This is a genomic window from Streptomyces sp. B15, from assembly GCF_018070605.1.
Taxonomy (GTDB): domain Bacteria; phylum Actinomycetota; class Actinomycetes; order Streptomycetales; family Streptomycetaceae; genus Streptomyces; species Streptomyces smyrnaeus.
The window spans coordinates 1-18,115 of the sequence record NZ_JAGPXJ010000040.1 but is presented as its reverse complement, the minus strand read 5'-3'; the positions used below and the strand labels follow the sequence as shown (position 1 = coordinate 18,115).

15 protein-coding genes and 3 pseudogenes are annotated in these 18,115 nt (G+C 70.1%); 12 read left to right on the top strand and 6 right to left on the bottom strand.

Annotated elements, in window-relative coordinates; all coding sequences use genetic code 11:
• Positions 1–85: 85 nt before the first annotated feature.
• The 3 genes from KBY19_RS19065 (at position 86) to KBY19_RS19055 (ending at position 2,861) form a co-directional block, all read left to right on the top strand.
• The gene (locus tag KBY19_RS19065; RefSeq protein WP_210966249.1) at positions 86–1,564 is read left to right on the top strand and encodes a sugar porter family MFS transporter; all 1,479 of its coding nucleotides are present in this window, start codon (positions 86–88) and stop codon (positions 1,562–1,564) included.
• A gap of 81 nt (positions 1,565–1,645) precedes the next feature.
• Entirely contained in the window at positions 1,646–2,419 is a 774-nt protein-coding gene (locus KBY19_RS19060) for an SDR family NAD(P)-dependent oxidoreductase (protein ID WP_099885110.1), read from the top strand.
• Positions 2,420–2,477: 58 nt separating this feature from the next.
• Entirely contained in the window at positions 2,478–2,861 is a 384-nt protein-coding gene (locus KBY19_RS19055; protein ID WP_099885111.1) for a sensory rhodopsin transducer, read from the top strand.
• A 5-nt stretch (positions 2,862–2,866) separates the two neighbouring features.
• On the opposite strand, the pseudogene KBY19_RS36620 reads toward KBY19_RS19055, so the two are convergent.
• Positions 2,867–3,049: pseudogene (locus tag KBY19_RS36620) on the bottom strand (NUDIX domain-containing protein); the annotation flags it as partial.
• A gap of 324 nt (positions 3,050–3,373) precedes the next feature.
• On the opposite strand from KBY19_RS36620, the gene KBY19_RS19045 reads away from it, so the two are divergent.
• From KBY19_RS19045 to KBY19_RS19030, 3 genes and pseudogenes are all read left to right on the top strand, one after another.
• On the top strand, positions 3,374–3,958 hold the full coding sequence (locus tag KBY19_RS19045; protein WP_210966248.1) for a TIGR03086 family metal-binding protein: 585 nt from the start codon (positions 3,374–3,376) through the stop codon (positions 3,956–3,958).
• Between the two features lie 495 nt (positions 3,959–4,453).
• Positions 4,454–5,337 (top strand): annotated as a pseudogene (locus KBY19_RS36615) (restriction endonuclease).
• A gap of 463 nt (positions 5,338–5,800) precedes the next feature.
• The gene (locus KBY19_RS19030) at positions 5,801–6,502 is read left to right on the top strand and encodes a transglycosylase SLT domain-containing protein (RefSeq protein ID WP_221506066.1); all 702 of its coding nucleotides are present in this window, start codon (positions 5,801–5,803) and stop codon (positions 6,500–6,502) included.
• 297 nt (positions 6,503–6,799) lie between these two features.
• Here KBY19_RS19030 and KBY19_RS19025 read toward each other — a convergent pair whose 3' ends face one another.
• From KBY19_RS19025 to KBY19_RS19010, 4 genes are all read right to left on the bottom strand, one after another.
• On the bottom strand, positions 6,800–8,668 hold the full coding sequence (locus KBY19_RS19025; RefSeq protein WP_247691161.1) for a polysaccharide lyase family 7 protein: 1,869 nt from the start codon (positions 8,666–8,668) through the stop codon (positions 6,800–6,802).
• 503 nt (positions 8,669–9,171) lie between these two features.
• Positions 9,172–11,232, bottom strand: a complete 2,061-nt coding sequence (locus KBY19_RS19020; RefSeq protein ID WP_307842272.1) for an ABC transporter ATP-binding protein — start codon at positions 11,230–11,232, stop codon at positions 9,172–9,174.
• 441 nt (positions 11,233–11,673) lie between these two features.
• On the bottom strand, positions 11,674–12,174 hold the full coding sequence (locus tag KBY19_RS19015) for a DinB family protein (RefSeq protein ID WP_099885118.1): 501 nt from the start codon (positions 12,172–12,174) through the stop codon (positions 11,674–11,676).
• 28 nt (positions 12,175–12,202) lie between these two features.
• Positions 12,203–12,829, bottom strand: coding sequence for a cyclopropane-fatty-acyl-phospholipid synthase family protein (locus KBY19_RS19010; protein ID WP_185018447.1), 627 nt, complete (start codon positions 12,827–12,829; stop codon positions 12,203–12,205).
• A gap of 92 nt (positions 12,830–12,921) precedes the next feature.
• Here KBY19_RS19010 and KBY19_RS19005 point away from each other — a divergent pair, with 92 nt between their 5' ends.
• Both KBY19_RS19005 and KBY19_RS19000 read left to right on the top strand, forming a co-directional pair.
• Positions 12,922–13,545, top strand: coding sequence for a helix-turn-helix domain-containing protein (locus KBY19_RS19005; protein ID WP_185018448.1), 624 nt, complete (start codon positions 12,922–12,924; stop codon positions 13,543–13,545).
• A 10-nt stretch (positions 13,546–13,555) separates the two neighbouring features.
• On the top strand, positions 13,556–14,389 hold the full coding sequence (locus KBY19_RS19000) for a hypothetical protein (protein WP_210966247.1): 834 nt from the start codon (positions 13,556–13,558) through the stop codon (positions 14,387–14,389).
• Here KBY19_RS19000 and KBY19_RS18995 read toward each other — a convergent pair.
• Positions 14,361–14,660 carry a hypothetical protein gene (locus KBY19_RS18995; RefSeq protein ID WP_099885121.1) on the bottom strand — a complete coding sequence of 100 codons (300 nt, stop codon included), beginning with the start codon at positions 14,658–14,660 and terminating at the stop codon, positions 14,361–14,363. The genes KBY19_RS19000 and KBY19_RS18995 overlap by 29 nt on opposite strands.
• A 227-nt stretch (positions 14,661–14,887) precedes the next feature.
• Between KBY19_RS18995 and KBY19_RS18990 the strand changes: the two genes are divergently transcribed.
• The 4 genes and pseudogenes from KBY19_RS18990 to KBY19_RS18975 all read left to right on the top strand — a co-directional run.
• Positions 14,888–15,334, top strand: coding sequence for a DUF6196 family protein (locus KBY19_RS18990; protein WP_099885122.1), 447 nt, complete (start codon positions 14,888–14,890; stop codon positions 15,332–15,334).
• Between the two features lie 210 nt (positions 15,335–15,544).
• Positions 15,545–16,564, top strand: coding sequence for an aldo/keto reductase (locus KBY19_RS18985; protein ID WP_099885123.1), 1,020 nt, complete (start codon positions 15,545–15,547; stop codon positions 16,562–16,564).
• Between the two features lie 177 nt (positions 16,565–16,741).
• Positions 16,742–16,900: a hypothetical protein gene (locus tag KBY19_RS18980; RefSeq protein WP_180289799.1), complete on the top strand. Its 159-nt coding sequence runs from the start codon at positions 16,742–16,744 to the stop codon at positions 16,898–16,900.
• Positions 16,901–17,063: 163 nt separating this feature from the next.
• Positions 17,064–18,115, top strand: a pseudogene (locus KBY19_RS18975) (hypothetical protein); the annotation flags it as partial.

Genomic DNA, 18,115 nt, shown 5'->3' with positions numbered 1-18,115 from the left:
CCCGTGGGCGGCGCCCCTCCGCTCCAACTCCGAAGGCCGGGTCCCGCCCCGGATGCCTTGTCCAACCACGAAGTGAGGAAGCCGCATGTCCGGAGCCGACCTGGTCGGGCCCCCTGCCGTCCCAAGATCCGACAAGCCGCCTCGCCGGGTGGTTCTGGTCTCCGTCGTGGGAGCTGTCGGTGGATTCCTCTTCGGTTTCGACACCGCCGTCATCAACGGAGCTGTCGACGCCATCGAGGAGAACTTCGGCCTCGACTCGATCGGCCTGGGCACCGTCGTCGCAATCACTCTGCTCGGTGCCGCGGCCGGGGCGCTGCTGGCCGGATGGATGGCGGACCGCATCGGACGGCCGCGGGTCATGGGGATCGCCGCGATCATCTTCGCGGCCTCGTCCGTCGGCTGCGGAACAGCGTCGACCTTCTGGACCATGGTGGCATGGCGTCTGCTGACGGGCGTCGCCGTCGGATACGCGACGGTGCTCGGCCCGCTCTACATCTCCGAGGTCTCGCCGGCCTCCGCCCGCGGCCGGCTGGCCTCGCTCCAGCAGATGGCCATCGTCCTGGGCATCTTCGCCGCTCTGCTCTCCGACTCCCTCATCGCGGCGCTGCTCGGCGGAGCGGACGCACAGACGTTCCTCAGCCTCCCGGCATGGCGGTGGATGTTCATCGTCGGGGCGATCCCGGCGCTCGGCTACGGAATCTGCTCCCTGCGGATACCGGAGTCCCCGCGCTACCTGGCCGCCCGCGGCCGGCGGGACGATGCCGTGCGCGTCCTGGCCGACCTGCACGCGATCCCCCGCGGCCAGGCCGAACAGGACGTCGAGCGGATGGGTGCCACCGCCCCCGGTGAGCACCGCCCCCGATTCCGGGACCTGCTCTGCCGTCGTACCGGACTGCTCCGCATCGTTTGGGCCGGCGTCGGCATCGCCGCCCTTCAGGCACTGGTCGGCATCGACGTGATCTTCTACTACTCCACTTCGCTGTGGAGGTCGGTCGGGTTCGGCGAGTCCGCGTCCTTCGGACTGTCCGTTCTGAGTTCGCTGATCAATGTGGTCGCGACGGTCATCGCGATCGTGCTCATCGACCGGATCGGCCGCCGCCGTCTGCTGCTGGCCGGCTCGACCGGTATGGCGGTCAGCCTCGTCCTGATGAGCATCGGGTTCTCCAGATCCGTCCCGGTCGGCGACGGGGTGGAACTACCGGGAGCATGGGGACCGCTGACCCTGATCGGCGCGAACGTCTTCGTGGTGTGCTTCGCCGTCTCCTGGGGCCCGGTGGTGTGGGTGCTGCTGGGAGAGATGTTCCCCAACGCCATTCGGGGCCCGGCGCTCGCGCTGGCCGCATCGGTCAACTGGATCTCCGGCGTGGCGGTCAACCTCTCCTTCCCGACGCTGCGCGAGCTCTCCTTGCCCGGGAGCTACGCGCTGTACGCGGTCATGGCGTTGCTCTCCTGGTTGCTGATCCGCTTCGGCATACGAGAAACCATGAACCGCGAACTCGAGGACATGAGCGAGGCACCAGTGACGCAGGCATCTGAGCGCGATGCCACAACTGCCCCGCTGTGAACCGATGGCACCGGGCCCAGGAAACAAAGCAATCCCCGGAAAAAGCACTCTCCAAAACACGACATCCGAAGGACGAGCACGATGCACGACGACATCACCTTCATCACCGGCGCGGGATCCGGCATCGGGCGTGCCGTCGCACTCCAGCAGGCATCGCTTGGACACCCCCTCGCCCTGCTGGACCGGGACCGTGCCCGTGTGGAGGCGGTCGCCGGGGAGGCAGAGGAGCGCGGCGCGCCCCGCACGCTGGCTGTCGCCGCCGACATCTCCCAGGAAGCAGCTGTCTCCGAGGCCTACGCCCACTGCCGCACGTCCCTCGGTATTCCCACCCGCATCGTCGCCAACGCGGGTGTCGAAATCTCCCGGAAGGCACATGAGACCACGCTCGCGGAATGGGCAGGCGTCATCGACGTCAACCTCACCGGCACCTTTCTGACCTGTCGCGAGGCCATCCGGCTTCTCCTGGAGCACGGGCTCCCCGGCGCGATCGTCTGTGTCTCGTCCCCCTCGGCTTTCGTGGGGTTCGCCGGAGGCGCCAACAGCGCGTACGGAAGCTCCAAGGGCGGCGTCTCCGCCATGGTCAAAGCCCTCGCCGTCGACTACGCAGGATGCGGCATCCGCGTCAATGGCGTCGTCCCCGGTGCCACGGCGACACCCCTGCTCGACGTCACCACGGATGAGCACGACGATGTCGCCTCCCGCGCACGGACGCAGATCCCCCTCGGCCGGCTCGCGCAGCCCGAGGAGATCGCCGAGGCCATCGACTGGCTGCTCGGACCCAGGTCCAGCTACGTCACGGGCAGCCACCTGCATGTCGACGGCGGGCTCACCGCCCGGGGGGCCAACGACTTCTGACTCTGACCGGCAGTCGACTTCTACCGAAGCGCAGATCGCATTCGAAAGGGAACCTTCCATGAACCCCTGCCCCACCGGCATCGGAGCCACCGCCTGGGTCATTGCCGACGGCTACATTCCGCCGCGCAGCTTCGGGCCCGAGCCTGAGATGACCAGTCATGACAGCATCTGCATGCTCAACGCGGGGGACGCCCAGGCGCGTGTCGAGGTGTACGTCTATTTCACCGACCGCGAGCCCGCGGGCCCCTTCGTCCTCTCCATCGCCCCCCGGCGCGCCTTCCACCAGCGCATCAACGACCTCGACGGGCCGGAACACATCCCCGTCGGCACCGACTACTGCCTCCTCGTCACCAGCGACGTTCCCATCGTCGTCCAGCACACTCGGCTCGACTCCCGGCAGGAGGCCAACGCGCTGATGAGTACGATCGCCTTCCCCGGATAACCGAATCACGGTGACGACCCCTCACATCGAACCCAGCGCTCAGCTTGTGTCCGGTCCAGGGCAGCGGGATCGACAACCCTCGATGTGTTGCTGAGGGCGTCGTCGAGATGCGCGCTCAGCCCGGTCTCCTCGGCCAGTTCCCGTGAGGCCGCCTCTTGGGCGCTCTCGCGGGTCTCGATGCGTCCGCCGGGCGCGGCGGGTGGGTTTGGGCGAGCGACTCGTCATGTGCATGCCTGTGGCGATCTTTTGTGGCCAGCGCGTCGTCAATCGAGTCCAGGCGCGTGAATTTCGTGAGGTGCGGTCAGGGGACTCCCGTGTGCGGCAATGGGTTGGGCTTCGGGACGCGGTGACGAGCAGGAGCCGCGTTCCGAGAAGGCGGGAGATGGGCTCGGTTGAACATCTGTCTCCTGTGCGTGTTGGAACGTGCGGCAGATGGTGGGTATACGGACCCCGGCAGGGACCGCTCACTACCGTTGCCCGGCCTGTCAGTGCGCCCTTGTAGCCTCCCGATCATGACAACTGAGCCGGCCCATGACCCGCGTCCGACCTTTGCCAGAGCGCTTGATCAAGCCGGGAAGCAGGTCGCGGCGGTAAGGCCCGACGAGCTGACGGGCCGCACTCCCTGCTCCGATTACGACGTTCGCGCGCTGCTCGGACATGTGGTCTCCGTGCTGCACAAGCTCGCCCGTGTCGGCACCGGAGGCGATGCGCGTGGCGTACCGGATGTGGTCGACGGCATAGCCGATGACGGCTGGGCAAGCGCATTCGCCCAGGCTCGTAGCGAGGTCGAGCGGGTGTGGGCTGAGGACGGGAAGCTCGACCGCATGGTCGAGCTACCGTGGGCCACATTGCCCGGCCGGGATGTTCTGGAGGCCTACACCCACGAGTTCACGGTTCACTCCTGGGACCTCGCGTATGCCACCCGGCGGCTCGCCGAACTCGACCCCGAGCTGGCCACGCAGGCGCTTGAGGCATTCTCGAAGTTTGCGCCGCCGGAGGCCCGCAGCGAGCAGGGCCCGTTCAGCCCGGCCGTACCGGTGCCCGACGACGCCGACGTCTACACCCGGCTGGCCGCCTACCTGGGGCGCCGCCCATAGTTGGCAGGGCCGGGCGCGGTGGGGTGGGCGGCGTGGCGGTACTTCATGGGACGAGTAGCGAACGCTGGGCGAGGCCGCACAGGCGCTGCGGGACCCTGGGATCGACGTCCGGATGGTCAGTGACAGGTCGACTCCTACATCGGCACATGCGGCGAGGATCCAGCGCTGGTTGCCGCAGCCGCGGTGATCAGCGTGACGCCCCGACCGCTTCGTGCTCGACGTCGGGAGCAAGGTCCTCGGCTCGGGCCGGTCACAGCCCAGCAGCGATGCCGATCGAGAGGGGAAGATCGGACCGCTCGGTGACCAGTCCGGCATGCACCTGCCGGTTCCCATACCTGCGTCGCCCCCTGGTTCGAGGCTCGTCCGCCAGTGGGGGCGGCAATGCTCACCCAGTGGCAGCTTTCGGCACCGCAGGTCATCGTGGGCACGGTTGGCGATCTTGGGTACTCGTGGCCACGTGATCTTCGTTGCCGCTGCCGGTGGAGGATGCCAGTCATGACCGCACCCGTGCGCCCTGGTCGACGCAGGGGACGTGACCGACGCTTTGATCTGCGCACGACCGCCTTGTTCTTCCTGCTGCTCGCGGTCGTCTTGTGCGTCCTCGCGTTTCTGGTGCGTACCGCGGCGGACCTGGCCGAGCGTCGGCCGCTGTGGGCCGGTGTGCTGGTGTTGGGCGCTATCGCGGCCGCTTGGGTCTTCCGGTCCAGGTGGCGCCGCTTCTCCGCCGCGAGGTGTGCCCGGCGGGCTGCCCGAACACTGGAGGAAGCGGCCGAGAGCGCGTCGGACAACCTTGACGACACGGTGGCGCGCGAAACGCAGCTGCCCACCCTGCGGGGCACCGCGTCGAAGGTGCCGTTCGCCGACGCCGCGTCGGTCGGCACCGAAAGCCGCGGGGAGCACCCCGGCCGGGAACGACGCAGCCCGCCACAGAGCCGCTGGATCCCGGTGACGAGGAGAGTGCCGCTTCCGCCGACCCGGCGGCCGAATACGCCGAGCTCGGCCCCGACGATTTCGAGCAGGCCGTAGCCGGCCTGTGCGCCCGTGCGGGCTGTCGGGAAGTGGAAGTGGTGGGAGGGGCGGGTGACCTGGGGGCGGACGTCACCGCGGTCACCCGGGACGGGCGGCGCATAGTCATCCAGTGCAAGCGTTACGGCGGTACCAACAAGGTCGGCTCGCAGGAGATGCAGCGTTTCGGGGGGGCCTGCTTCACCGTGCACGGAGCCGACATCGCCGCAATCGTCACGACGAGCGACTTCACCGCGCCCGCTCTCGAGTACGCGCACCAGTGCGGAATCGTGTGCGTGAACGGCCAGGAGCTGGCGGGATGGTGCCGCGGCACCGTTCCGACCCTTTGGGAGGGCGCCGGTCTCGAACCGTGAGGGCGACGGGTCGGGCAGCGTGGGGGTGCGGGCCCTCGCCGAGGCGCGGTGCGGTGTGGCGTGATGCGGTGCGGCCCTACGGGTCTGATGCGCCGGTGCGCCCCGGCCGGGCTCCGCTCCTGGGTACCCGCGCCCCGTGGCGGTGGCGGTGGCGGTGGCGGTGGCGGTGGCCGTGGGTGAGGGGTCAGTGGGTTGTGGGTGAGGTGGTGGGGCGCCGGTTGTGAGGGTGCCCATAGGAGCTGGGTCACATACGTAGCGAGATAGTATGTCTGTTTTGTCGTGACCCCAGGTGGGGCGCAGGGGTCGCGCCGCCTCGGGTGAATCGGGCGAAGCGGGATAGTACGTCACATAGTTGTCGGGGCGGGGAGCCGGTCCGCAGGGTGGGTGCCAGGTCGCGACGAGGCCGGGCACAGCCCCTCGCACGCGGCCGGATGTGTCCCCTGCGAAAGGCATCCCCACCCGCATGCGTATTGCTCTGCGTCGCACCAAGCTGTCCACCGGCCTGGCCGTTCTGGGCGCGGCCGGTGTCGCCACCGCCACCCTCAGCGGTACGGCCCACGCGGTCACCCAGCACGAGGCCAAGCCCGCCCAGACCGCCACCTACGCGGTCACGACGGACCAGGTCGTCAAGGCCGACGACGCCGTCCACGCTCCCCGACCCGTGGCCAAGGCCGAGGGCGAGCCCGCCGAGGCGCAGCACAAGACCGAGGCCAAGGGCAGCGCCGGGGGCCAGGCGAACGGCGCGCCCGAGACCGGGCACAAGTCGGCCGGCGCCAAGGCGAAGGCCGACGAGAAGGCCGACGCGAAGGCGAAGGGCGAGAAGAAGGCCGGCGGCAAGGAGTACGCGGACAACCTGGACGGGTGGATCCGCGAGGCCCGCGCCATCATGAAGAAGCACGACATCCCCGGCTCCTACGAGGGCATCAAGCGCAACATCATCCGCGAGTCGGCCGGTGACCCCAACGCCGTCAACGACTGGGACATCAACGCCAAGAAGGGCACCCCCTCCAAGGGCCTCCTCCAGGTGATCCAGCCCACCTTCGACCGCTACCACGTCGAAGGCACCCCCGACCAGCTGACCGACCCGGTCGCCAACATCGTCGCCGCCTGCAACTACGCCGCCGACCGCTACGGCTCCATGGACAACGTCGACTCCGCCTACTGACCAGCCGACGCCCGCCGCCCGGCGCGGTCGTGGCCGAGCATTCGAGGTGTGTGCGCCCGGAGATACGACTCTCCGGGCGCTCGCCTCGTTGCTGGGCCGAACATCGTGTGCGGGGCTGGTCACCGGATGAATCGTCCCGGATTCCGACACCGGCCGAAGCGACTGCTCGTCACCTCGGCCGGGCGCGTCAGCGTGGACCGCCTGTGGGGCAGGCGTTGACGTCGCGGCCTTGCACCCGGGTGTACCCGAGTGCGCCCGGGTACACCCGGGTTCAGCGGTTCAGCGGGCCGCCGGGTTTCACTCGTAGACGCGGACCCAGTCGACCTCGAAGACCGCAGGTCGAAGGCCGCCGTCGCCGGTGAAGTTGTCCAGTTGGATGTTGAGGTGTCCCGAGGGCATCGACTGGATGTTCCCCCGGTCGGAGTCCGCGCCGCCCGAGAGGCGGAACCATTCGGCTCCGTCGATGTAGCCGACCAGTGCTTCCGGTGTCCATTCGAACGCGAAGTTGTGCCACTCGTTCATGTTCACTGGGCAGAGGTCGCGGCGTTCCTTCTTGTCCGAGGGGCTTTCCGGATAGTGCAGGAAGGCCGTGAGGCACTGTGCGTCGGGGTTCGAGTACTCGACCCAGTCGTACTCACCGTTTTCGAGCCGGTTGCCTGCGGTGGGCCAGATCAGGTGCAGCGCGTGATATAGGCCGCCGCTCGAACCGATGTTCTCCGAGCGGGGCCGGATCTCCCACCGGCCGTACTGGGCGTCGCGCTTCTGCCGGAGCCATCCTGTGTCGCCGTTGGCCTCGCCGCGCATGGTGAGCATGCCGTTCGCCACGGTGCTGTTCTTGGCGCACCGGCGGCCGTTTCCGGCGTGGCCCTCCCAGCAGCCTTCCGTGCCACCGAAATCACCCGAGGGCGTCGCCCACTTCGCGGAGTCGACCGGGCCGGTGTAGTTGAACTCGTCCGAGATCGGCAGCGGTGTGCCCCAGTTGTGCCGGACGGCGGCCTGTGTCTGGTCGGACCCCTGGCCGTCGCCGTGTGTGACGTCGAGCCCGTAGATCTTGACCTCGCCGTAGTTGTCGTCGCTGCACGGGGAGGAGTTCCCGCAGTGGGCCTGGGTGTAGGCACCGGTCTTGAAGTAGTTGGTGGAGTCGGAGTGGTCGATCGTGGTCTCCAACTCGCCGTTGAAGTAGATCTTGATCTCACCGTCGCTCACCACGTACTTGATCTCGAAGACCGTGCCGAGCGCGTAGTCGTCGGTGATCAGGTGGTGGTCGGTGGTGTCGCCCTTCGTGATCCAGAGCTTCGAGCCCTCCAGGCGCAGCGCGGTGACATCGTCATCGCCGCCGTGGATCTGGGCGCCGACGACCTCCGGCTTCTCCTCGGGCAGGTGGGTGAAGGACTCCCGGACGGTCATGGTGTGCGTGCCGGACGTCGAGGACCATTCGATCTCGTCCCCGCCGCCGCTCTCCATCTCCCGAAGCTCCGACCGCGGATTGCTGGAGCCGCCGGTGGTGACACCGTTGACGGGCGCACGGAACCGCACCGCGTCCCCGGGGTCGGGGACGAGGAAGAAGGGGTCGTGGGAGTAGGTGTCGAGCTCGGGCTGGAAGATCTCGGTGGGGTCCTCCTCGTCGCCGATGGGCAGCGTCACCTTCCAGTTGCTCAGATCGAGGACGTCGGACGGGAGCTTGCTCCCGCCGCCGTCATCGTCGTCACCGTCGCCGGGGCTGCCCCAGACCTCGACCTCGGTCAGGCTGTTCCAGTCGCCCTCGCCCTCACCGGTGTAGCCGTGGCCGAGGTAGCGGACCTTCGAGGTCCGAACGGGGTCGAAGTCGAACGACTCCAGCCCGGTCGTCGTACCGCTGGTCCTGCCGTCATGGACGGTGGCCCAGCTCGATCCGTCCCAGTACTGGAGCTGGAAGACATTCTGCCGAGTGGTGCCCTTGTGCACCGCGAGCTTGATGTGGGTGACGGTCATCGTCGCACCGAGGTCCAACTGCAGCCAGGCGCCGTCCCCCTCGCCAGACCAACGGGTGCCGTAGTCGTCGTCCACGACGTTCCCGGGCTCGTTCCCGTCGTGGGTGCTGGCTGTGACGGCGCCGGCGGCGGGGGTAATCCGGACGTCGGCGGCGTGTGCGGTGCTCGGCCCGAGCAGCATCGCCAACACCGCCATCACCGGAGCGAGGGCGGCGATCGCCCATGGCCGCCGCCGTCCGCTTCTCCGGAGTAAGAAACGCGACAAGAGGGTGTGCCTCACAGGTTGGTCCTCCTCATGCTGTTCTGCTCCTGGACCCCGGCCGCACGGTTCCGAACCCCGGCCGCACGGCCCGGCCCGGGAGTCGGGCGGACCGGCGGTCGGCACCGCGGGATTCGCACAACTCGCGTGAGGATCGTCGCTCCTGCTCATCGCCGCGGTGGTGCCGCCGGAGTGTCACCGGTGACGTGACCGTGACGACTACAGCAGTCGCTGAATTGTTCGGCATGGGCCTGCGTCGCGGTGAACAACTCCTCTTCTCGGAGCGGCGGGCTCACCTCGCACGCACCGGCCGGCTCTCACAGGCTCCCGGGCCGTTCGTGTTCGACTGAGCACCCGATCAGCGTCACGGCAGTCGTCCCGGCACCGGACCCGGCGCCGGGACGACTGTCCGAAGGGTTCGCCTGCCCGCTCCGGTTCGGTCACAGCGGCCGGCCGGTCTCCTCCTTGTGGTCGGGAGCGGTTCCGCGCCGGGGCGCCGGGATGTCCGCGCCGCGCGACGAGGTGAGCCCGTACTGTGCGGCCTGCGCCTCGAACATGCCCTGGTACAGGCCGCCGGGGCGGCCCATGAGCTGCTCGTGGGTGCCGTCCTCGGTGACGCGCCCGTGGTCCAGGACGTAGATGTGGTCGGCGGAGGCGGTCGCAGCGAGCCGGTGGGTGATCAGCACCACCGCGACACCGCTGTCGGCCAGTGTCCGCAGCCGCTCGAACGCCTCGATCTCGGCATGCGGGTCCAGCGCGGAGGTGGGCTCATCGACCAGGAGGAACGGTGCGTCGCGGTAGCGGCTGCGGGCGTTGCCCACCTTCTGCCACTGCCCGCCCGAGAGTTGGACGCCGCGCTCGTATCCCTTGAAGACGATGGAGTCCCAGCCGTGCGGCAGGCCCTCGATCAGCCCGTCCACGTCGGCGGCCCGCGCGGCCTCCTTGACCCGGGCCATGTCCCGGGGCCGGTCGCCGGCCCCGATGGCGATGTTCGCGGCGGCCGTCATCTGCCAGTTCGGGAAGTCCTGCGTCAGCAGCCCGACGGACCGGAAGACGTCCGCCCGGTCGGCCTCGCGCACCTCCACCCGCTCATCCGCCGGGCCCTCCCACCACACCTGTCCGTCGCTGGGCAGCAGAAGCCCGGCCAGGATCTTGGCCAGCGTGGATTTGCCGGAGCCGTTCGCTCCGACGAGCGCGGTCACCTCGCCGCGCCGTACGGACACGTCCACGCTGCGCAGCGAGGGCACCGTGGCGCCGGGGTAGGTGAACGAGACATCCCGTACCCGGATCGCCCGTACCGGCGAGGGCAGCGGTTTGCCGGTCCGCGGAATGGCGTGCCGGGCCGCCAGCGCCGTGGCCTCCTCGGTGTCGTTGAGCTGCAGCATCTCCTCGTACAGGAGGTTGATCTGCTGCACCAGCGAGGTGAGCCGGCCGGTCGAGGCGCGCATGGCGACCACCGCGGTCCCGCCCACGGCGATGGGGAGGCCACCGCTGGTCAGCAGCCACCACAGCATTCCGTAACAGCCCAGGGCCGCCACACCGGAGAACGCACCGGCGGCCAGATCGGTGTGGGCCTGGGCCCGGGCCAGGCGCCGTTGCTCGGTCTCCATCAGCCCTGACATCTCCCCGTACCCGCGCAGCAGCAGCGAGCCCGCCGAGTGTGCCCGGATCTCTCCCGCGGCGTGCGGCAACGTCAGGTACTGCAGCAGCGTGGCGACTGCCCGGCGGTGGTCGATCCAGTGCCGCCGGGAGATGTGCTCCCGGCGCGCCGAGCGCACCGCTCCCCAGCCCTTGGGCAGGGCGATCACCAAGAGCATCGGCAGCAGCGCCCAGTGCAGCGAGGCCAGTACGACGGCCGAGGCCACTATGCCGATCACGACGTTGGCGACGCTCACGGAAAGGCTGAGCATGCGCCGCGCCGAGTCCGTGCCGAACCTCCCCGCCTCGAGGTGGCGTTGGATTTCCGGCTGCTCGGTCGCCGCCACCTCCACCTGCGTGACCGCCCGGTAGTACCGGGTGGAGACGGCCCGCTCGACCTGGGGCTCCAGCCGACCGGACATCGCCGTCGACCAGGCCTGGAGCAGGGCGGTGCCCACCGAGACCAACGCCAGCATCGCGAGTGCCGGGATGGCCTGCTGCAGCTTGTCGGCGGCCGGGCCGTTCGCGAACAGCTTGCTGAGCACACCGTTGACCGCCACGAGCCCGTACGCGGCCGTCAACCCCAGACCGATCTGGGCCGTCACCACACCGGCCAGCGCCCGCGGGTCCGCATTCCATCCGGCCCGCAGCACCACGCCCACCATCCGCGGCAGCGCGGCGGCCATCTGTGCGAAGCGCAGGCGCGCCACCGCGCCCTCGTGCTCGACGAACGCGTCGTCCCAGCGCAGCCGTCCGCCGAACAACTCCCGTTCCGCTGCCGAGACTCCGCCCTCGGCCTTCCGCGCCGACCGCCGCCCCCTGCGGGCCGAGGCGGAACCAGCGGCGTCGGTGCCCCGCCTCACGCCGACCCCCACGGCTGCGGGCGCGCCGCGTGGGGGGTGGCGGTGTCGTCCGTGCGCCGCCGCTCCACTGCGGCTGCCGGTCGGCCGGAGCAACGCCGCCCGGCAGGGGCAACGACGGGGGCTGGCGCGGAACGTGAAATCACGGTGTTTCCTCCGGATGGGCGCGTCAAGGGCACTGCCGGCGCTCCGGGAACGAAGCCCGGACAGGCGCCATGACGGTACTCGGTGCACAAAAAGTCGGAAGGACAGCGTTTCGCCCGTCGCTCAGGCGCATGGCCTCAGGGACACGCTCACCGCGTGGGGTCCTGGGACGGGGCATCACCGTACTCATGCATCCGCAGGGCGATCCGGGCGGGGCGGCAGCAGCAGAGGAGCGTCATGGCGCGGGAAGCGCCATGACGCGGTGTGCAGAGGCGTTCCGTACCGGAAAGACGGGTGAAGTCAGCGTCCGGTCGCGCCGTCGATCAGTTCCCGGAGGATGTCTGCGTGGCCGGCGTGCCGGCCGGTCTCCTCGATCATGTGGGTGAGTGCCCAGCGGACGCTGGGAGCGGGGCTGTTCGGCCGGGGGCGGGGCAACGGTGCGGCGAGGTCGGTGCATCCGTCGAGCACTTCGTTCGCCTGCGCGACCGCGCTCCGGTAGCGGGCGACGACATCGGCCACGCTGTCCGGGGGAGCGGCGTGGAAGGTCGCCTGCCAGTCGGTGACCCGGTCCCCGAGGAACGTTGATCGTTCGACGTGGGTGAGGTGGTTGAGGAGGCCGAGCAGGTTGGTGCCCGACGGCACTCCGGCAGTTCGGGCCTCCGGGTCGGGGGCGTCCTCGACCTTCGCCGAGACGGAGTGGCGAAGGTAGTCGAGAAAGCCGCGCAGCACCTCCGTCTCGCTGCTTCCGGTCCGGGGCGGCGGGGCGTCGCCGCGTCGTGCGCGGCGGGGGGCGATGGGCATGATGACTCCTCGCGGGAGGCGCACCGCTTCACGCGGCGCGGCGGATGATCAGGATGTGGTCGGTGACCTCGGCGGTGCGCCCTTCCGGTCCGGTCGCGTTCCGGCGGGACGCCGCGGCCCGCTCGACCGGCCATGTCGCCGGGTCCAGGTCGATGTCCTCGGCGACCTGCCGGGGCGTCGGGTACCGGATGTCGGGGTCCTGGTTCCACGACCATGGAGCGGTCGATCCGTGGTCGACGACCAGCAGCCGCCCGCCCGGGCGCAGTGCGTGCGCGGCCTTGCGCAGGACGGTTGCCCTGTCCAGGTCGTCAGGAGTGTGCAGATAGTGGGCGCTGACGAGGTCGAACGCGCCCTGCGGGAAGGACTCGTGCAGATCGTGCCGCTCGGCGGCGAGCCGCTCGTCCAGGCCCTGTGCGAGGGCGAGGTCGGTGAGCCGCTCGACGGCGACGGCCGAGACATCGACGGCGGTGACGTGCCACCCCTGGCGGGCGAGCCACAGCGCATCGCCGCCTTCGCCGCATCCGAGGTCCAGCACGTCGCCGGGCGGCAGATCCGTGACGGTCTCGGTGAGTCGTACGTTCGGCCGCGGATCGGTGGCTGCCGGGCGGGCCGCGTAGACGCCGTCCCAGAACGTGACCGGGTTGGTGGTGCTCATCAGTGGGCTCCTTCTGCCGGGGAACGTGTGGGAGTCTCGCCCGGCAAGTGGCGTTCTGGCACGGCTTCTTGCCGTTCTGGCAAGATGATCCGATGGACGGCGGATCGGAAGACGTTCTCGACTTGGTGGGGCCCCGACTGCGGGCACTGCGCCATGAACGCGGTTTCACCCTCGCCGACCTCGCGGTGGAGACCGGCGTCTCGCAGAGCACTCTGTCCCGGCTGGAGAGCGGGCGGCGCCGGGCGACGCTGGAGTTGCTGCTGCCGCTGGCCCGTACGTACAACGTGCCGTTGGACGACCTGGTCGGTGCCCCGCGCACCGGCGACCCCCGGGTCCATCTGAAGCCGCTCCGGCGGTTCGGGATGGTCTTCGTTCCGCTGTCCCGGCGGCCGGGTGGTACACAGGCGTTCAAAATGATCATCCCTGCGCGGCCGGAACCGCTGGTACCCGATCCGCAGACCCACGAAGGCTTCGAGTGGCTGTATGTGCTCAACGGTCGGCTGCGGCTGCTGCTCGGCGAACGCGACCTGACGCTGTCGCCCGGGGAGGCAGCCGAATTCGACACGTCCCTGCCGCACTGGCTGGGCAGCGCCGACGGCGGCGCGGTCGAGCTTCTCATCCTGTTCGGCCCGCAAGGCACACGCGCGCATCTGCGCACCCCGCCGGGCCGCTCGCCGCGCGGCGGAAGACACGATGAAGCCGCCGGCCGCGATTGAGGAAGCTGCCATGCACTGCGGAACGACTGTCGGAGTACACGGGATCCTCGATCGGCATCCCTGGCTCGCAAGCGGCGATCAGGGCGAGCTTCGCGCGTCCGTACTGGATCTCGCACTGGTACGAGCAGACGCCTACGGCTGGCACGCCCCCTACGGCTGGCAGACCCGGGCGGGGAAGAAGCTCTTCCACGTCCCGGACCGCTGGCTCGACTGCGACAAGGGCGGCGACTGGTCCGGCCGCAACCAGATCGGCGAACTCGCCTGGATGCGGGCCGACGTTCCCGAGGACGCCCGTCAGCCGCGCCTTCCGGTCCTCCCCATGACCAGGACGCTCGTCGAGGCGCTCGACCGGGTGGGCACCGTGACGTTCACCGCCCTGCGGGCCTGCCTGCCTCTGCAGATCACCGCGGGGGACGCGACGGACGACTTGGACGACATGCGCGAGTGGTTCTCCCTGGCCTCGCCCTCGGTCGCCGTCGACATCCAGGTGACCGTCTCCGCGGCTGCTTCCAGGGCCTGGGAGTCGCCCGATGAGGCCGCTCGCGTGCGGGACGCCGCCGTCCAGGAGCGTCTGGGCGCGGCAGCCGAGGCGGAGATCGCGTCCTCGGCGGACATCTCCCGGATGCCCGGCCGGGCGCGGACGCGGTCGCCGCTGGAGGGCGCACGGAGGACGGCGCATTTCGTGTGCCACGCGCGGGAGTGGACACCGGACGTCGCGGTGTGGCTGGTCGACGTCACGGGGGACGCCCTGCGTGCGACGGGGCACTCGGCGCCCGTCGTGGTGACGGTTTCCTCGGCCGCCCCCACGCCGGGGGTCAGCCGAACAGGAGGATCAGGAGGGTGACGAGGGAGAGTACGGCGAGACCGCCGGTGGTCAGGCCGATGACGCACTGGACGCGGTTGAGCCGCTGGTACAGGCCCATGATGCCGAAGGTGACGGCGAGACTGCCGGTCAGCAGCGGAATGCCGATTCCGACATGGTTGCCGAGCGCGAGAGTGACCAGGGCGATGATGCCGAGAACGAGTGAGGCGCGCCCGTAGAGGGAGGCCGGGCTGTCCGAGGCTTCGGTGGTCGCGCGAACCGGGCGAGGGCCGCCGTGTGCGGTGTTCGGCACGTGTGCTCCCCTCCAGGGGGTGTGGTCGGTGTCCCATACCCGCCCCGGCGGCGCGGTACTCGTTCGGGTCGGTGCCGTCCTCCCGGGGCGCCGGAGGCCGCCGCCCCCGCACGGTGCCGTCCGCCCGGGAGACGGTGACGTCCGTCCGGCTGCGGGGCGCGAGGGTGGCGTGCCTCACCTCGTACCGGTGCCGGAATTTCGCCGTGGCGTCCGAGGCTGAATGCCCCATGGTGAACATCAGTCACGAAACGGATCAGGAAGTACGCGGGCGGCTGCGGCGAGTGCTGGCAGAGGCGACGTTCAAGGAGTTGCCGGGGCGCTGGGCGTATCACGAGCACCCGGCAGGAGAGCCGCCGCAGCCGTCCACCGACGCGCTGGCTCTGGTGCGCGACGAGGAGGGATGGTCGGTCCTCGAACCGGCGCGAGGCGACGAAGCGGAGGTCTTCGGCGTCTTCGCCTTCCACTTCCCCGCCGCCGCCGACAACAGCGGCTTCGTCGGCTGGCTGGCCGGCGAGCTCAAGAGCCGGCTCGGCACAGGCGTGGCCGTGCTCTGCGGCTACAACTCCGCGCAGGGCGGTATCTACGACTACTGGCTCGTCCCGGCGCAACTGACCGACGAGGCCGTGGCGCAGGTACGGAGGCTGGCCGCGGGGACCGGAGAAGACGACCGGTAGGAGAGGTCCTGGCCCGGGCCATCGGGGGTCCGCCCTGCCCCCGTGGTTCACCGGACCTCAGTTCACTTCACCTCATCCCATCGCATCCCGCGCCGGCGCTCTTGCCAAAGCGGAACCCCGTTCCGTATTGTTTCGGAACGGGGTTCCGCTTACTCGTGATGCCGAGCCACCCCACCCGCCCGGCTTCACCCGCAACGAGGAGACACAGCCATGCAGTACCGCACCTTGGGTCGTACCGGTGTGCAGGTCAGCACTCTCGCGCTCGGCGCCATGAACTTCGGCAGCATCGGGCGCACCACCCAGGACGAGGCCACCGCCATCGTCGACGCGGCCCTTGAGGCGGGCGTCAACCTCATCGACACCGCCGACATGTACAGCGACGGCGAGTCGGAGGAGATGGTCGGCAAGGCCATCGCCGGTCGCCGTGAGGACATCGTGCTGGCCACGAAGGCGAACATGCCGATGGGCGACGAGCGCAACCACCGGGGGAGTTCGCGCCGCTGGCTGGTCACCGCGCTGGACAACAGCCTGCGCCGCCTCGGCGTCGATCACGTCGATCTCTACCAGATCCACCGGTGGGACCCGAGCACCAGCGACGAGGAGACGCTGTCAGCACTGACCGATCTGCAACGCGCGGGAAAGATCCGCTACTTCGGCTCCTCCACCTTCCCCGCGTACCGCATCGTGCAGGCGCAGTGGGCCGCCCGTGAGCATCATCTGAGCCGCTACGTCACCGAACAGCCCAGCTACTCGATCCTGCAGCGCGGGATCGAGACCCACGTCCTGCCGGTGACCGAGCAGTACGGGCTCGGTGTGCTGGTGTGGAGCCCGCTGGCCTCGGGCTGGCTGTCGGGTGCGATACGCGAGGGCCGGGAAATCACCACCAGCCGCTCGGCGTTCATGCCGGAACGCTTCGACACCTCCCTCCCTGCCAACCGGGCCAGGCTCGAGGCCGTCGAGCAGCTGGCCGAGGTGGCCGACGAGGCGGGACTGACGATGATTCAGCTCGCGCTGGGCTTCGCGACCGCGCACCCCGCCGTGACCAGCGCACTGATCGGCCCCCGTACGCTGGACCATTTGCACTCGCAGCTCGCCGCCGCCGACACCGTGCTCTCCGCCGACGTGCTCGATGCGATCGACGCCATCGTCGCACCCGGTGCCGATCTCGCCGCACACGAGAAGTTCGACGCTCCTCCCGCGCTGCTCGACCCGTCACTGCGCCGCCGCTGACCCGCCGAGCGCAGCCGCTCACGTCCGCCGAAGGGCAAGCCTGTCGCGGGCCGGTGCAGAGGCCTTGCCGCGCGCTCAGAGGGCACTCTAGGCTCTTTCACATCACACGCACCAGAACCTCAAGTGCCGTGATACAGCACGGATTTCATAGCACTTTCCCTAGTCACGGGAGACACCATGGAATTCCTGTCCCAGTTCGCTCCCCGGGAGGCCGGGGTGCTGAAGCAGGAGCCCGAGGTGGCGTTCCACGAGAACGACCTCGCCTCGGGAGCCACCGACCGCTGCCCGATCACCTACTGCGACTACACCTGCATGGGCACCGGCAACACCGGCTGACCCAGCGCGTCACCACCGGTGCGCCGGCCGCCGTCCGCGGCGGTCGGCGCACCTCACGACGGCCCGAGGAGGCCCCCGCCCCCCGGACGCCACGGCGTTCGCGGGCGGGCTTCCCCTCGGGCCGCCGGTGCGCGACGACCCACGAGCAGCGAGGAGCAGCAGCGTGGCCGACTGGAACGCGGAGGACGCACTCCGCCGGCTGATCGAGGACCACCGGACGTCGCACTCGCTGGTCACCGGGGCCACCTGGACGCGGGTGCGGTGCGAGCCCGCAACCGAACTTCCCGACCACGGCTGGAAGCTGCACATCTCTTCCCGGGTCGACGGGCTGCCGCGGCTGGCCGAGGCGCTTTTCCCGCGTCTGCTCGCCGAGGGCTGTCCGTTCAAGGTGGCCCGCTCCGGCCGTGTGCTGCGTCGGCTCAACGGCGCCGAAGCCGGGCCCGGCGCCGTGGGGAAGGCCGTCACCGTCTACCCGCCTGTCGAGCGCGTCCGCGAACTCGGCCTGGAGCTGGCCGCATTGCTGCGCGGGCACCCCGGCCCCCGGGTGCTCAGCGACCGTCGGGTGGCCGACGACGCCCCCGTGTACTACCGCTACGGCCCCTTCCGCGCCCAGTGGCGCAGCGGCCCCTACGGCACCCTGGTGGTGGTCATCGACGGGCCGGACGGCGAGGAGTTCGAGGCCGCCGCCTCCCTCGGCTACCGCCAACCCTCCTGGGTGAGCGACCCGTTCCGGGAGGGCGAGCCCCCCACCGCCGGAGGCGCCACCGCCCGGGACGCCACCGCGTCGCGGCCCGGCGCCGAGGTATTGCTGGGCGGCCGCTACCGCGCCGTCGAGGGCGTGTACGAGTCGGCCCGCGGCAATGTCTACCGCGCCGTGGACACCGCACACTCCACCGACGACCCGGCGCAGGCGGGCACCGTCATCGTCAAGACCGCCCGTGCTCATGTCAGCGAGGACCGCGACGGCAACGACGTGCGGGTCCGGTTGCGCAACGAACGCCGCATCCTGACGGCGTGTGCCGGAACGCCGGGCATCCCCCGCTTCCTCGACCACTTCGCCCACGCCGCCGACGAATACCTCGTCACCAGCGACGTCGGCGACCGCAACCTGCTGGAGCAGACAGGGCGCGACGGCGCGCTGCTGCCGGCCGGTGCGGCGGCCACCCCGGGTGACGACGAGACCTTCACCCGCCTCGCACGCGAACTCGCCACCAC

Bases quoted from the DNA above. Each gene is read 5' to 3' on its own strand.
- KBY19_RS18990 (WP_099885122.1), top strand. From the start codon at position 14,888: ATGGTGAACATCAGTCACGAAACGGATCAGGAAGTACGCGGGCGGCTG.
- KBY19_RS19045 (WP_210966248.1), top strand. From the start codon at position 3,374: ATGACAACTGAGCCGGCCCATGACCCGCGTCCGACCTTTGCCAGAGCG.
- KBY19_RS19010 (WP_185018447.1), bottom strand. From the start codon at position 12,829: ATGAGCACCACCAACCCGGTCACGTTCTGGGACGGCGTCTACGCGGCC.
- KBY19_RS19025 (WP_247691161.1), bottom strand. From the start codon at position 8,668: ATGGCGGTGTTGGCGATGCTGCTCGGGCCGAGCACCGCACACGCCGCC.
- KBY19_RS19015 (WP_099885118.1), bottom strand. From the start codon at position 12,174: ATGCCCATCGCCCCCCGCCGCGCACGACGCGGCGACGCCCCGCCGCCC.
- KBY19_RS18985 (WP_099885123.1), top strand. From the start codon at position 15,545: ATGCAGTACCGCACCTTGGGTCGTACCGGTGTGCAGGTCAGCACTCTC.
- KBY19_RS18980 (WP_180289799.1), top strand. From the start codon at position 16,742: ATGGAATTCCTGTCCCAGTTCGCTCCCCGGGAGGCCGGGGTGCTGAAG.
- KBY19_RS19065 (WP_210966249.1), top strand. From the start codon at position 86: ATGTCCGGAGCCGACCTGGTCGGGCCCCCTGCCGTCCCAAGATCCGAC.
- KBY19_RS19005 (WP_185018448.1), top strand. From the start codon at position 12,922: ATGGACGGCGGATCGGAAGACGTTCTCGACTTGGTGGGGCCCCGACTG.
- KBY19_RS19030 (WP_221506066.1), top strand. From the start codon at position 5,801: ATGCGTATTGCTCTGCGTCGCACCAAGCTGTCCACCGGCCTGGCCGTT.
- KBY19_RS19055 (WP_099885111.1), top strand. From the start codon at position 2,478: ATGAACCCCTGCCCCACCGGCATCGGAGCCACCGCCTGGGTCATTGCC.
- KBY19_RS19060 (WP_099885110.1), top strand. From the start codon at position 1,646: ATGCACGACGACATCACCTTCATCACCGGCGCGGGATCCGGCATCGGG.
- KBY19_RS19000 (WP_210966247.1), top strand. From the start codon at position 13,556: ATGCACTGCGGAACGACTGTCGGAGTACACGGGATCCTCGATCGGCAT.